Annotated in this window: 13 protein-coding genes; 3 read left to right on the plus strand and 10 right to left on the minus strand. The window is 68.4% G+C overall.

Features of this window, described 5'->3' with window-relative positions; genetic code table 11:
* Positions 1-250: 250 nt before the first annotated feature.
* The gene (locus tag ACFWX1_RS07405) at positions 251-2,398 is read right to left on the minus strand and encodes an ATP-binding protein (protein ID WP_378384824.1); all 2,148 of its coding nucleotides are present in this window, start codon (positions 2,396-2,398) and stop codon (positions 251-253) included.
* 9 nt (positions 2,399-2,407) lie between these two features.
* The gene (locus ACFWX1_RS07410) at positions 2,408-2,602 is read right to left on the minus strand and encodes a DUF397 domain-containing protein (RefSeq protein ID WP_378384826.1); all 195 of its coding nucleotides are present in this window, start codon (positions 2,600-2,602) and stop codon (positions 2,408-2,410) included.
* Between the two features lie 472 nt (positions 2,603-3,074).
* Between ACFWX1_RS07410 and ACFWX1_RS07415 the strand changes: the two genes are divergently transcribed.
* On the plus strand, positions 3,075-3,317 hold the full coding sequence (locus tag ACFWX1_RS07415) for a hypothetical protein (RefSeq protein WP_378384828.1): 243 nt from the start codon (positions 3,075-3,077) through the stop codon (positions 3,315-3,317).
* Positions 3,318-3,342: 25 nt separating this feature from the next.
* Here the strand turns inward: ACFWX1_RS07415 and ACFWX1_RS07420 are convergent, their stop codons facing one another.
* The 5 genes from ACFWX1_RS07420 to ACFWX1_RS07440 all read right to left on the minus strand — a co-directional run bounded on the left by ACFWX1_RS07420 (position 3,343) and on the right by ACFWX1_RS07440 (position 6,568).
* A complete protein-coding gene (locus ACFWX1_RS07420; RefSeq protein ID WP_378384830.1) occupies positions 3,343-3,798 on the minus strand; it encodes a GbsR/MarR family transcriptional regulator in 456 nt (151 codons plus the stop codon).
* Positions 3,799-3,877: 79 nt separating this feature from the next.
* A complete protein-coding gene (locus ACFWX1_RS07425; protein ID WP_378384832.1) occupies positions 3,878-4,612 on the minus strand; it encodes an ABC transporter permease in 735 nt (244 codons plus the stop codon).
* On the minus strand, positions 4,609-5,322 hold the full coding sequence (locus ACFWX1_RS07430) for a fluoroquinolone transporter permease (protein WP_378384834.1): 714 nt from the start codon (positions 5,320-5,322) through the stop codon (positions 4,609-4,611). Before ACFWX1_RS07430 ends, ACFWX1_RS07425 begins: the two co-directional genes overlap by 4 nt.
* Positions 5,319-6,182 (minus strand): ABC transporter ATP-binding protein, encoded by an 864-nt coding sequence (locus tag ACFWX1_RS07435; protein ID WP_378384836.1) that lies wholly within the window; start codon positions 6,180-6,182, stop codon positions 5,319-5,321. Before ACFWX1_RS07435 ends, ACFWX1_RS07430 begins: the two co-directional genes overlap by 4 nt.
* Positions 6,183-6,241: 59 nt before the next feature.
* Positions 6,242-6,568, minus strand: coding sequence for a hypothetical protein (locus ACFWX1_RS07440; protein WP_378384838.1), 327 nt, complete (start codon positions 6,566-6,568; stop codon positions 6,242-6,244).
* Between the two features lie 158 nt (positions 6,569-6,726).
* Here ACFWX1_RS07440 and gap point away from each other — a divergent pair, with 158 nt between their 5' ends.
* Both gap and ACFWX1_RS07450 read left to right on the plus strand, forming a co-directional pair.
* Positions 6,727-7,734, plus strand: coding sequence for a type I glyceraldehyde-3-phosphate dehydrogenase (gene gap / locus ACFWX1_RS07445; RefSeq protein WP_378384840.1), 1,008 nt, complete (start codon positions 6,727-6,729; stop codon positions 7,732-7,734).
* Positions 7,735-7,751: 17 nt separating this feature from the next.
* Positions 7,752-9,200, plus strand: coding sequence for an AAA family ATPase (locus ACFWX1_RS07450; RefSeq protein WP_378384842.1), 1,449 nt, complete (start codon positions 7,752-7,754; stop codon positions 9,198-9,200).
* An 8-nt stretch (positions 9,201-9,208) separates the two neighbouring features.
* On the opposite strand, the gene ACFWX1_RS07455 is transcribed toward ACFWX1_RS07450, so the two are convergent.
* Genes ACFWX1_RS07455 through ppsA form a run of 3 tightly spaced genes read right to left on the minus strand, consistent with a single transcriptional unit; the run spans position 9,209 to position 13,937 of the window.
* Complete coding sequence (locus ACFWX1_RS07455) at positions 9,209-10,801, minus strand: ABC transporter permease (protein WP_378384844.1); 1,593 nt, start codon at positions 10,799-10,801, stop codon at positions 9,209-9,211.
* Entirely contained in the window at positions 10,798-11,700 is a 903-nt protein-coding gene (locus tag ACFWX1_RS07460) for an ATP-binding cassette domain-containing protein (RefSeq protein WP_378384846.1), read from the minus strand. Before ACFWX1_RS07460 ends, ACFWX1_RS07455 begins: the two co-directional genes overlap by 4 nt.
* The gene (ppsA, locus tag ACFWX1_RS07465; RefSeq protein ID WP_378384848.1) at positions 11,697-13,937 is read right to left on the minus strand and encodes a phosphoenolpyruvate synthase; all 2,241 of its coding nucleotides are present in this window, start codon (positions 13,935-13,937) and stop codon (positions 11,697-11,699) included. The genes ACFWX1_RS07460 and ppsA overlap by 4 nt, the downstream gene beginning before the upstream one ends.
* Positions 13,938-14,020: the final 83 nt, after the last annotated feature.

The raw sequence follows: 14,020 nt of genomic DNA on the forward strand, positions 1-14,020 counted from the left end.
GCACTGGGTCTCGCGCCGGGCCCCAATCCGCTCGGGCCCGGGGAGACCCGGGGGCTGACCCCGGCCACCGCGGTGGTTGCGGGGGGGGGGGGGGGGGGGCGGGGCGCCGCCCCCCCCCCCGCGGCTGGGACGTCACGGCCGCGGACATCTCGTCCGAAGCCCTCGCACGCGCCGTCGCGGACGACGTCCCGAAGAACTGTCGCGTGGAACCAGCTGGTTCTGGTAGCGCAGGACAATGCAGATTTCCTGGTCATCCGTTCATTTCAAGGCCGTCGACGAGATTTCTCATTCGCACAGCATCATCACATGCACCCAGCTGGTCGTATATCGCAAGTGCGTCCCGCCAGCAAATTACTGCTTGATCGTTGTTACCTACGAGGTAAAAGGACTCTCCCAGCGTGTCCAACGTCGCTGCCGTAGCCGGCAGGTGGCGACTGTCGCCGTCGAGCATGAGTGCTTGTTCGCACAGAGCGATTGCTCTAGCGTGATCACCGAGGTGCTGCCACGCGCGTGCCCTGTGCAGGCGGGCGAATGCCATGCCCTCGGCATCTCCGACTTGCTCCCGGAAGACAAGGCTCCGCTCCGCGTGCCGCAGGGCGTCGACGTACCTGCCGAGTCCGAGGCATGCACGACTGAGGTTGACTTCGACGACGCCCTGCAAGCGACCTTGCTGAACACCGGTACTGAGGGGAAGCGCTTTGGCCAGCCAGCGCATGGCCTCCACATGTCGTTCTTGCTCGACACACAACGAGCCCAGGTCGTTGAGGATGCAAGCTTCCAAAGAAGCGAGATCTCGCTCCCGCGAGAGCGCGAGAGCGTACTCAAGGATCGATTCCGCTTGCTCGAATCGCGACATGGCAAGGTGTATGTCTCCGACGTCCAGCAGTGCGTGCAGTTCAAGGGTCGTATCGTCACTTGCTCTGGCCGCCGCGAGTCCCAGCAGGTAAACCGTCCGCGCGTCGGTCCAGTATCCGCGCCATTGCAGCGACCATCCGACGGTGTGCGCGAGCGTGAAGGCGACTTCACGCATCTCGTACAACACGGAAGCGTGAACCGCCGCGATCAGGTTGTCACGCTCGTTTTCAAACCACTCCCATGAATGCGCGGCCGAAGCAAATATCAAGGAAGGCTGATCTGTCAGGTTTTCGTGAATCCGTGGCTGCCAAAAAGAGTAGGCAGGCGCTCGGATCTTGTGAGATGAGACCGCCCAGTGCGTGTACCACTCGATTATTCTCACCCGCGCCCGCGTACGGTGGACTTCGACGTCTTCTTGTTGAGACAACTCAATGGCATAGAGACGCAGGAGATCATGGAGCCGATAGCGACTCCGGGCCACGACCTGGACAAGGTTCGCATCGGCGAGCGTGTTCAGCAATCGCCGAGTCTCCGCGAGGTCGAGCTTGACAACGGCTGCCGCCGCCGGAAGGCTGATTTCCGAGCCTGGATGTAGGCTAAGATACCGAAACACCCTTCTCGCGGTTGGGGCGAGCCTGCGATACGACCAATCGAAGATCGGCCGGACTGCCGCGGACTGGTCAGCGGATTCGCTGAGCAGATCCAGCCTGGATTGATCGTTTTCCAGCTCGGAAACTACCTCGGACAGCGCGGCGTGAGGACGCGCGACGACTTGACCGAGCACTATCCGCAACGCGAGTGGGAGACCCGCACAGAGCCGCACCATCTCCGCGACCACGGTCGACGCAGTCGCGGCACTTCGATCCCCCAGAAGATTCTGGACGAGCTGACATGCTTCATCGTCAGGCAAAAGGTCCAGCGGTACTCGGGTCGCACCTTCGTTGACAGACAGCCCGGAAAGACTCACTCGGCTCGTTATCAACGTCATACAGCCCTGGCCGACAGCCAATAGGGGGCGTACCTGCTCGACATCACATGCGTTGTCGAGCACCACAAGCACCTTTCGACTGGATAAAATCGTTCGGTACAATCCGGCGCGCGCCTCAGTATCATGAGGTATTTGAGGAAACGGAATACCGAGTGCGTGCAGAAATCCTTCCAGCACATCACCAGGGGCGGTAGGTGGGTGGGGCCCGTAACCTTGCAGGTTCACGAACAGCGTGCCGTCCGCGAAGTCATCTTGCACACGATGTGCCCAATGGACAGCCAACGCAGTCTTGCCAACACCAGCAGTCCCATCGACAGTGCACACGACCGCTGCCACGCTTGAAGACTGGGTCTCCTGAAGCAGCGAGTCAAGCCTTTCCAAGAAAGTGACCCGACCGGTGAACGCCCGTGTCCCGAGAGGCAATTGTCGTGGTGCCGGCGTGGCCGTCGCAGGCGGCAGGTGCACCGACACGTGCTGTATGGAGCCGGCCTGGACTGCGGCGCTGATCGAGGCGGCGCAGCCGACTTCGTTCCGGACACTATTCTCGTCTGCCATGCGGATAGATCACGATTCTCGGAGAATTTGCGGGACTGACACACTCCCGACAAAACCCCTCCATGCGCTGGCGGAGAAACGAAGAGTTCCGCTGGCAAAGTTTTTCGAGTCGCGTACGACGACAGCTGTCGGCACCTGTACCTTCACCTCCAGACACGAGCCGGCATTGGTCGAGTAGCTGCTCGTGAACCACGACCTACGCATCCGCGACCTCCCCTTCGTGCTGCGCGCCCCATGCCGAACCTACTTGCGGATGCCGTACGTCGGCAAGACACCGAACGACCGGCACCTCGAGATCGGCGGTCGAGAAGCAGCGCAAGCACGGCCGCGAGGTTCCACGATCGCTCCTGAGGAGGACGTGGCCCTCCGATCGAACCGGGGCAGGTCGCCGGGCCTGATCCTCTCCGTGGGATCGAACGGGGTTCCCAGCCCGCAGACGGATCCGATGGTGGACCAGCTGACAAGCCCGACGAGGAGCCCGCCGACGCTGACCACGGACGGGTACAACGGCGTTTCACACCGTGCTTGTCCTCATCATGAGCGACGTGCGGCACGGACCTACCCCGACCGGATGACCGGTCTTCGCCGTCGGCCATTCCCTGCTCTCCCGGGCCTGCGGCAGCTTCACCCGGTCGGGCATTACCGTTGTTAGGCGGTAACGCGGAACATGGCGGACATGGCCTTCGACGGAACCGGGCGGCGCCCCGTATCCCAAACCCCAGGTGCCATCGCCGAGTTCTACGGGAACATCACCCAGCTGCTGCACACCTTCGGCACGCTGCGCCGCGAGCGCGGCCCCGAACAAGCCACCTTCGACCTGATCGCGGTCATCAAGCCGGAAGACCGCAACTGGGCACACGTTCACCTCGCCGTCGCCATCGCCGTACTCGACGAAGCCACGACACCCTCCGACGGCTAGGCCCCTCGTGCCGGGCGCCGGCCGACTATCGGCGTTTCCGGTTCGCACGCCAGCGGTCGATGACGGCGGGCATTTCCCGCATCACGTAGGCGTAGAAGTCCTGCATGTCGGTCAGCCGCCTGCCCGCGAGGCTCTTGCGCCCCACGGTCTGGATGGCGGTCTCGGCGGCGTCCTGCATCTGCCGCACGACGGCGTTCTGGGTGGACATCAGGGTCGCCCAGCCCTCGTCGGGGAACCGGAAGTGCTCACGGCGGCTGCCCGGCGCAGGCACCTTCTCCACCAGCCCGACCGCCGAGAGCGACTTCAACGCCGTCGAGATCGATCCCGGGCTGGCCTCCAGCAACTCGGCCAGCTCACCCGCGGTGACGGTCTCCTGCTCGACGAACAACAGCATCGCCAGCACCCGCGCCGTCATCCGCTGCAGCCCGTAGCCGATCAGGGTGAGCGCCAGCTGCTCGGCGGCGTCGGTGTTCGCGGTCACCGTTCATGTCCTCCCGGGTCGTGATCAGGTCCGAATCTACGGGAAGTTGCGAAACTTCCGATATCAGGTTCCCGGCCCGTCACACGGTGGCTTGGGTGAATCGGCGGACCAGCGGCCAGCACAGCAGCGCGTGATAGGCGACACCGCCCAGCAGGTACGGCCACCAGGCGCCGCCGTCCATGGCCGCCAGGAACGCCTGCGCGGGCCAGTAGGTGGGTAGCACTCCGAACGCGAGCCGCCAGCCGGTGTCCATAAAGGACGGCAGCAGGGGCAGGCCCGCGACGAGGATGCCGAGGGCGCGGATCGCGGCGAGGCCTTCGACCTTGTTCTTGGCCATCGCGAGGATCACCAGCGCGACTACGACCGCGGAGCAGCCGGTGAGCAGGCCGATCGGGATGAGTGCCGGGAGCAGGCGGGCTGGGTACAGGCCGCTGGCGGTGATCGTGCCAAGGACGTACACGGTGGTCAGTGCCACCGCGATCGTCGCGCGGTAGGTGAGGTAGCCGCTCATCGGGGCCGGGGTGACGCGTACCGCGGTGAGGGTGCGGGCGTCGCGTTCGTCGAGTACCAGCAGCGCGGTGACGCCGCCGACGATGATCGCGCTGGTCAGCAGCAGGAACCCGACCAGGATCAGCGGGTGGTACGGGGCGAGGTCGAAGCCGTCGCGGTCGGCGAGCATCCGGGTGACCGGCGGGGTGCCGAAGCGGACCGCGGCGATCCACACCAGCGGCGCGACGAACATCCCGGCCAGCAGGGTGTCGCGGCCGACGCCGCGCAGGTCGTTGCGGCCGAGGGCGGTGAAGACGCGGGTCATCGGTGTCCTCCGGTCTTGGCTACGAGGTAGCGGTCGAACAGGCGGCGGGCCAGCAGCCCCATGCCCGCCGCGAACAGCGCCGGATAGCCGATGCCGTAGACGTACTGCCAGGCGGTCAGCGTCTTCTGGTCGAAGGCCCCGCCGAGGAACAGCAGCGGCCCGTGGGTGGGGACCAGGTACAGCCACGGCGTGGTCCACACGCCCGAGTAGGACAGGATCGGGAGGTTGAACACCGCGACCGGGACGACGGCGGGCATGAACCAGTCGCTGACCGAGGTGAACGGCAGCGCAGTCAGGAACCCCAGCAGCAGCATCAGCACGGTGCCCAGCGCCGCACCGAGCAGCACCAGCCCGAGGTGGTAGTGCACGCCGTGGGTCACGGTGGCCACGAACACCGCCAGTAGCACCGACAACCCGGTCAGCGTGAGCACCTTCGACGCCAGGTACTCACCGAATCGCAGCGGGCTCGCCACAACCGCGTCCAGCGTGCGCTCACCTTTTTCGAAGAACACCGACCCGGCGACGAAGAAGAACCCGACGATCATCAGGTCGCCGAGGATCACGTACGGCTCGGCCACCGACCGCAGGTGACCGGGCATCGGCAGCAGCAGGCCCAGCCACAGGAGACCGGAGAAGACCGCGGCGTGCAGAAACTTGTAGCGGCGCTGCACCGTGACTTCCAGCCGCAGCGCGGTCGCGAGGCGGCTCATGCCAGGCTCCGGCCGGTGCTCTCGACGAACACATCGTCCAAAGTGGCTTCCTTGCTGTGCATGCTCGCCACACGCTGTGCCCGCACCAGGCGAAGGAACGCGGCGTTGTCGGCCAGCCCGTCGAGCGGGAAGTCCTTACCCCGCAGCGTTTCCGTGCCGTCACGGTATTCGACCCGAACCTCGCGCAGGCTGCGTGCCAGCTTCAGCTCCTTCGGCGAGTCCAGCGCGGCGATGCGGCCGTCCACCACGAACGCGACCCGGTCGCACAGCAGGTCGGCGGTGGCCATGTCGTGGGTGGTCAGGAAGACTGTCGTGCCGCGGGCCTTCTCGGCGAGCACGATCTCGCGGACCTTGGCCGCGTTGACCGGATCCAGGCCCGACGTCGGCTCATCCAGGAACAACAGCTCCGGGTCGTGCAGCAGTGAACGGGCGAATACCAGGCGCATCTGCATGCCCTTGGAGAACTTCCCGACCCGCGTATCCGCGTCCCCGGCAAGCCCCACCATCTCCAGCAGTTCCGCCGGGTTCCGGGTCGGCCGGCCATACAGCGAGGCGAAGAACTCCAGGTTCTCCCGCGCGGTCAGCTTCTGGTAGTGATTCGGGAGTTCGAACGACACCCCGACACGCTGGTAGTAGTCCTGCCCCCAGGCCGCCGGCTCCCGGCCCCAGACCGAGACCGTGCCGCCGTGCCCGGTCAGCAGGCCGATCAGGATCTTCTGCGTCGTCGACTTCCCCGCACCGCTCGGACCGAGAAACCCGAAGATCTCCCCACGGCCGACCGAGAAGTCCATCCCCCGCACCGCGCGCTCTGCCGCACCGGGATAGGTGAAGGTGAGGTCACGCACCTCAAGCACTGTCATACCGACGACCGTATCGAGTTTTCTGAGATTTGCGAATATTGGATACCATCAAGAATTCGTCAAGACGTCTGAGGTTCGGCGGTAGCCGCTCGTGCGGCGAGGTTCGGCTTCGCCTGGTCTTCGGCCGCCGGCCGGTGGTCGAACAGCGAGACTCCCCCACGCCGTTCCCCATCGCCACGGGCGAACCGATTCCCTGCGCAGACGGTCCGGGCCCGCGGCGCCGGTGGTTTCGCGGCGGGACGCCGTAACCGGACGATGCGTCTCAGGATCGCCGCGAGGGCACCGAAGTGCTCGGCGCGCAACCGGTCGGCCGGCGCCGCCATCCCGCGCCGCGGGTAGCTCACCGCCATCCGGATCTCGTACGAGTCCACGCACGACCCGCTCATACCGCCACTGTCACCCGATGACGGCCGCCCCTCGATGGAGCCGGAAGTCCCCTCCGCGCGACGACGGCGTTCGTCCCGCGCAGTGGTGCTCTTCGTCCCTAGCCAGTGCCTCCGCTTGCGAGAAGGCTCGACCACGTCGGCAAAGAGAGGAAACACGGATGACGATCAGAGTGGGTATCAACGGTTTCGGCAGGATCGGCCGGGACATCCTGCGGTGCGTGCTGCAAAGGCAGGAAAGTCCCGTCGAGCTGGTCGCGGTCAACGACATCACCCCGGCCGCCACCATGGCCCATCTGCTGGAGTACGACTCGACCTATGGCAGGCTCCACGCCCCGGTGGCGATCGCCGGATCCGACATCGTCGTCGGCGATCGGCGCGTGCGTGCGCTCGACATTCCCGACCCGGCCGCGCTGCCCTGGCGTGAACTGCGGATCGACCTCGTAATCGAAGCGAGCGGCCGGTTCCGCACCAGGGACACCGCGGCGGCACACCTCGCCGCGGGTGCCCGCAAGGTCGTGATCTCGGCGCCGGGCAAGGGCGTCGACGCGACCATCGTGCTCGGCGTCAACGAGGACACCTACGACGCGCGCCGGCACGACGTGATCTCCAACGCGTCGTGCACGACCAACTGTGCGGCCCCGATGGTGAAGGTGCTGCACCGGGCCTTCGGGGTTCACCGCGGCGTACTGACCACGATCCACAGCTACACCAACGACCAATCGCTGCTGGACGGCCCGCACAAGGATCTTCGCCGGGCCCGTGCCGCCGCCGTGAACATGATCCCCACCAGCACCGGCGCCGCGCGCGCCATCGGCGAAGTGCTGCCCCAGCTCGAAGGCAGGCTCGACGGCGTCGCCATCCGGGTCCCCGTCGAGAACGGCTCACTCACCGATCTGACTGTCGAACTCGCCAGGCCGGTCACCGCCGCACAGGTCAACCGTGCCTTCGCCGAGGCCGCCGACGGCGACCTCAAGGACATCCTGCGCTACACCGAGGCACCGATCGTGTCCCGCGACATCATCGGCGATCCCGCCTCCTGCGTGTTCGACGCGAGCCTGACCAGTGCGCAGGACCAGCTGGTGAAGGTTTTCGGCTGGTACGACAACGAATGGGGCTACGCGAACCGCACGCTCGACCTGGTCGATCTCATCGCCAAGCAGCTCTAGCCGAGGAAGGCTCCGCCATGACACCGCCGCCCGGATGGGCCGACGTGCACGAGACCCACATCGGCGCCGTGTTCCTGCTCGGCGATCGCGCCTACAAGCTGAAGAAGCCCGTCGACCTGGGCTTCCTGGACTTCACCTCCCGGCAGGCGCGCGAGCGTGTCTGCCACCGCGAGGTCGAACTCAACCGCCGGCTCGCTCCGGACGTCTATCTCGGCGTCGCCGACGTGACCGGGCCGGACGGCGAAAAGTGCGACCATCTCGTCGTCATGCGCCGGATGCCCGAAGAGCGTCGACTGTCCACTATGGTCACCACCGGCGAGCCATGCGATGTACAGGTGGACCGGCTCGCCCGCCTCCTCGCGGGCTTCCACGCCCGCGCCGAACGGAGTGCCGAGATCTCGGCCGAGGGCTCGCGCGACGCGATCCGTGCCCGCTGGGAAGCCAGTTTCACCCAGATCGGGCCCTTCCACGGACCTGTGCTCGATCCGGCCGGGGCCGCCGAGATCGAGCACCTCACCCGCGAGTTCCTGGCCGGGCGCGAGCCGCTGTTCGACCGGCGGATCACGGACGGCCGGGTCGTCGACGGGCATGGCGATCTGCTCGCTGACGACATCTTCTGCCTCGATGACGGCCCCCGGGTATTGGACTGCCTCGAGTTCGACGATCGGCTCCGCCGGCTCGACGGGCTCGACGACGTCGCCTTCCTCGCCATGGATCTCGAACGGCTCGGCGCCGCCGACCTCGCCGTCAGGCTGCTCGACCGTTACGCCGAGTTCGCCGGGGACCCCGCTCCCTCCGCGCTCCGGCACCACTACGTCGCCTACCGCGCCTTCGTCCGGGTCAAGGTCGCCTGCCTGCGCCACGCCCAAGGCGACGAATCTTCCGCTCCCCTGGCTCGTGAGTACGCCGGGCTCGCCCTGCACCACCTACGCCGCGCCAAGGTGCGGCTGATCCTCGTCGGCGGGCTGCCCGGCACCGGGAAGTCCACCGTCGCCGCGGCCCTCGCCGATCACCTCGGCGCGAGCCTGCTGCTCAGCGATCGCGTCCGCAAGGAAGTGGCCGGATTGTCCCCGGATGTGTCTGCCGCGGATGACTATCGGCACGGTCTCTACGATCCCGAGCACACCGACCGGACCTACGCGGAGCTCGCCCATCGCGCGGGCACCCTGCTCGCGCTGGGCGAGACGGTGGTGATCGACGCCTCGTGGAACGCGGAAACGCACCGGAAGCTCGCGACCGAGATCGCCGCCCGGACGCACAGCGACCTCGTCGCGCTGCGCTGTCACGTCCCCGCGGCCACCGCGGCCGAACGCCTGGCCGCACGCGGACCGTCCTTTTCGGACGCGACACCGGACGTCGCCGCGCACATGGCCGCCGACGCCGACGCCTGGCCCGGGGCTCATCCGGTCCTGTGCACCGGTACCCCCGCAGAATCCCTCGACCGTGCGCTGGCCTGCCTGAACTGACGCCCGGCTCAGGCAGGCACGTCACGAAGCCAGAACCCGATGAAGCCCGCCGCTGCGAGTACGGCGCCCGTGATCACGAGCCAGGCCAACGGCGTCCCGGTCACCATTCCGCCGGGCAACCGCGGCAGCTGGGAGAACGGCGACAGGTCGAGGATCCACTGGGGTAGCCGGAGCAGAGAGCCGAACTCGCCGACCAGGCCGAAAAAGGCCAGCAACACCCAGGCCAGGGCCCAAAGCCGGGGCAGCAGACCGAAAACCGCCACCGCCATGCCCAGCGAAACGACCACCGCGGGCCATTGCGCCAGTCCCGCACCGGTCAGCCGGGCGAGTTCCGCGCCGACGCGGCCCGTGTGCAGGCCGTGGGCCAGCCCCGACCCGGCACCGACCGCCACCAGGCCTGCCAGGCTCCCGGCCCCGGCCAGCAGCAACTGTCCGGCGAGCAGCCGAGGGCGCCCGAGTGGCGAGGCCAGCAGTGGCTCCACCCGGAGCGCCTGCTCCTCACTGTGCAGCCGCCCGATCACCGTGACGGCACACACCGAGGCGAAAACCCCGGAAAACGCCAGCTCGGCGGCCAGGAAAGCGTCCGTGACGCCCTGCGTGCCGCCGAACGCCGCGATGAACTCGCGCGCCCGCTGGTTGTCGAGGAACTCGCCGATGCCGGAGGCGATGCTCCCGACGAGCAACCCCATCAAGAGGAAGGCCGACGTCCACACGAGCAGGCTGGCACGCGTGAGCCGCACGGCGAGACCGCCGACGCCCCGCAGCGTCCGGCCGGCCCGCGCCGGACCCGGTCGTTCCGGGAGCAGCCCCGCCCCGTGGTCGCGGGTGCGCGCCACCACCGCGGCGGCCACGACGAGCACGGCCGCACCGGCCAGGGGCAGCGGCAGCACCCACCAGCGATCCCCGGCGAACGGACGGACCTGTTGCACCCAGCCGATCGGGGACATCCACGACAGCCAGGCGGGGCCGAGGGAATCGCCGACCGCACGCAGGGCGAACGCCGCCGCCAGCACCGCGGCCGCCGTCCCCGAAGCCGCGCGGGCGCTTCTGGTCAGCTGCGCGGTCGTGACGGCCAGCGTGCCGAAGACCAGTCCGGCCGCGGCCCAGGACCCGCCGAAGGCGAGCGCCCCGGCTGTCGGCAGGCCCACGAGCATCAGTCCCACCGCAGTGCCCGCGCCGAGCAGCGCACTCCAGCCCGCGACGACGCCGAATCCGGACGCCAATGGCGCATAGCGCCCCAGCACTCCGGCCCCGAGCAGTTCGAGCCGTCCCGCCTCTTCCTCGGCACGAGTGTGCCGGACCGCGGTGAGGATCATCAGCAGGGCGGCCAGCGCCGCGCCGAACCCGGTCAGCTTCAGTACCGAAACCGCGCCAAGCGACGCGGGGTCGTAGATGTGGCCGTACATCGCCAACAGTGATGGGACGGCCTCGACACCGGCGGCGAACTGGATCCGCGAACCGGCGGTCGGGTACAGCGCGGCCGTCGCGGCGGCCGACGCGGCGGTGATCACCGCGAAGGCGAGGATCCAGCCGGGCAGTCGGATCCGGTCGGTCCGCACAGCCAGCCGAAGCAGCGCGCCGGTGCTGGTCACCCCGCTCATGCCGGCACCGCCGGGGCGTCCGTACGGTAGTGCCGCAGGAACAGCTCCTCGAGCGTGGGGGCCTTGGTCGTCAAGCTCACCACCCCGCATCGGCCGAGTACCAGGAGCACCGCGTCCAGCCGTGTGTTGTCGGCGCTCAGCCGCACGACGTCGCCGTCCTGGCCGAAGTCGTGCACGCCGGGCAGGGTGGCCAGGCCATCCGGTTCCGCGGCCAGCCGCGCGACAATGGACGTGCGGGCGAGGTGCCGCAGTTCGTCGATGCTCCCGGTGTCGACGGTCCGCCCGGCGCGGATGATGCTCACCCGGTCACACAACGCCTCGGCCTCGGCGAGGATGTGGCTCGACAGCAGCACGGTCCTGCCACGAGCGCGCTCCTCGCGGACGCATTCGCGGAAGACCTCCTCCATCAGCGGGTCGAGCCCGGCCGTCGGCTCGTCCAGCAGGAGAATGTCCACATCGGACGCGAGGGCGGCCACCAGTGCCACCTTCTGCCGATTGCCCTTGGAATAGGCACGTCCCCGGACGGTGGGATCCAGCTCGAAGCGGCGCAGGTAGCGCTCGCGGCGCCGTGGGTCGAGACCACCTCGCAGCCGGCCGAGCAGGTCGATCACCTCGCCACCGGTCAGCGAGGGCCACAGCGAAACCTCGCCGGGGACGTAGGCCAGCCGCCGGTGCAAGGCCACCGCGTCCCGCCATGGATCACCGTCGAGCAGCCGCATCCGGCCACCGTCGGCACGCAGCAGTCCCAGCAGCAACCGGAGCGTGGTCGTCTTGCCCGCGCCGTTCGGGCCGAGGAACCCGTGAACCTCACCAGCGCGGACGGTCAGGTCCAGCCCGTCCAGCGCGACGGTGTGGCCGAACGACTTCCGCAGCCCCTCGATCTCGATTGCGGCGGTCACCGGGCACGCTCCAGCAGGAGCCGCCGCTCGGCACTGGCGATCGCGGTTCGAGCCGGGCCGATCGCGTCCGGGTTGACCGAGATCGACGTGATCCCGCACCGCACGAGGTGCTCGGCGAACCCGGGTTTGGCCGACGGCGCCTGCCCGCACAGCGACGACGTCAGGCCGAGGTCCGTCGCGGTGCGCACGATCCGGCCGATCGCGGCGAGTACCGCGGGGTCGGCCTCGTCGAACAGCTCCGCGCATTCCGCCGAGTCCCGGTCGACGCCGAGGACGAGCTGGGTCAGGTCGTTGCTGCCGATGGAAACGCCGTCGATCCCGAGACCGGCGTACTCGGGCAGATAATGGGTGACCGAGGGAACCTCGGCCATGATCCACCGGCGCAGGCAGCGCTGGCGGCCGAGCGGGCTCGCGTCGACCAGGTCGAGGCAGGCTTCGAGTTCCCACTTGGTGCGGACGAACGGGATCATCAGGTGCAGGTTCGGCGTCTGCTCCCGTACTCGCGCCAGCGTCCGCAGTTCGAGGTCGAACAGGTCCTTCTCCCGCACGTAGCGGTAGCAGCCGCGGTAGCCGATCATCGGGTTGCTCTCCACCTGCTCGTACTCCGCGCCGCCGGTGAGGCCGCGGAACTCGTTGGTGCGCAGGTCGGTCGCCCGGTAGACCACGGGCCTCGGCGCGAACGCCTTGGTGATCCGCAGGAGCGACGCGGCCATGGAATCCACAAAGGACTCCTGCTCGCCGCGGGCGATCAGCTGCCGCGGGTGCCGTCCGCCGAGCGCTTCGGTCAGCAGGAATTCGGCGCGCAGCAGCCCGACGCCGTCGACGGGCTGCTGCGCCACCTCGGCGGCGTGGTCGGGCATCGCGAGGTTGACGTAGAGCAGAGTGCCGATCGCCTCGGGCACCTGCGGGACGGCAACGGGTTCGGTGCGGGCGGGTTCCTGCCGCGCACCGGCGCGGACCTCCCCCTCCCCGCCGTCCACGGTGACCAGCTCGCGGCCGGTCAGTACCCGGGTGGCGTCACCGGTCCCGACCACACAGGGCACACCGAGTTCCCGCGCGACGACCGCCGCGTGGCAAGTCATGCCGCCGCCGTCGGTGACCAGCGCCGACGCCCGGCGGATCGCCGGCACCCAGTCCGGGTTCGTCATCGGCGCCACCAGCACCTCACCGTCAAGCAGGTGCCTGGCCTCGCTGGGGTCGTGCAGGACACGGACGTTTCCGTGGCGTTGCCCCGGTGACGCGCCGAGGCCGGACACCAGCACGCGGTCAGTGTGTTTCTCCACCGGCGCGAGCGTGGTGATCGGCCGCGACTGCACCAGCCAGATCTTGTTGTCCCCCACGGCGAATTCGATGTCCTGAGGCACACCGTAGTGGTCCTCGACGCGGACCGCGGTGCGAGCCAGCTCGAGGAGCGCGGCGTCGCCCAGCACCCGGCGACCGCCCGCCTGCCGCGGAAGCTCGACCTTGACGTCTCCCCCGCCGACCTCGGCGATGATCTTGTGGCTCTTCGTGCCGACGCGGACGGACAACACGCGCAGATCGTCCTTCGCCACCACGTAGGTGTCCGGCTCGACCGCCCCGCTGACGATCGCCTCGCCTTGCCCGAACACGGCCTCGATGACGATCCGCTGCCGGTCGCCGGTACGGGGATCGGCGGTGAAGATCACCCCGGCACGTTCGGCCGGGACCATCCGCTGCACGACCACGGCGATCGCGGGTTCGCCGGTGAAGCCACGGGTTGCCCGGTAACTGACGACGCGGGGAGAGAACAACGATGTCCAGCAGTCGACGACCCGCTCGGCGAGCGCGTTGTCGCCCCAGATGTTGGTGAAGCTCGCGTTCATCCCCGCGAACGACGCCTCCGCGCCGTCCTCACCGGTGGCCGACGACCGCACCGCGACCGGAGCCGTCGAACCCAGCTCGTGGTACGCCTCGAGAAGTTCCTCACGTAGCCGGGTTCCCATTCCGGCGCCGTGCACGCGCCCACGCAGCCGCTCGCAATAGTCGTTCAGCTCGTCGGCGTCGTCGACCACCGTCAGCGCCTTGGCGTGCAGCTCCGCGATTTCGGCACGCACTCCCGCCTGCTCCAACGCCGCCCAGTACGCCTCCCGCGGGATCACGAAGCCACCGGGCACGTCGAACCCCGCAGCGATCAGCTCACCCAGGTTCGCTCCCTTGCCACCGGCGGATTCGGCGTCCGACGCCCTGATCCCGGCCAAGTCCCGCACCTGCGCCATCGTGTCTCCTCCGTCGCGCGAACTGTCCGCTCGTCATGCTCACCGCACCCCACCCGGCAGCACTGTGGCCGAAGGTCACTCGC

Origin of the sequence: Amycolatopsis sp. NPDC059021, from assembly GCF_042739895.1 — a bacterium.
Lineage (GTDB): Bacteria > Actinomycetota > Actinomycetes > Mycobacteriales > Pseudonocardiaceae > Amycolatopsis.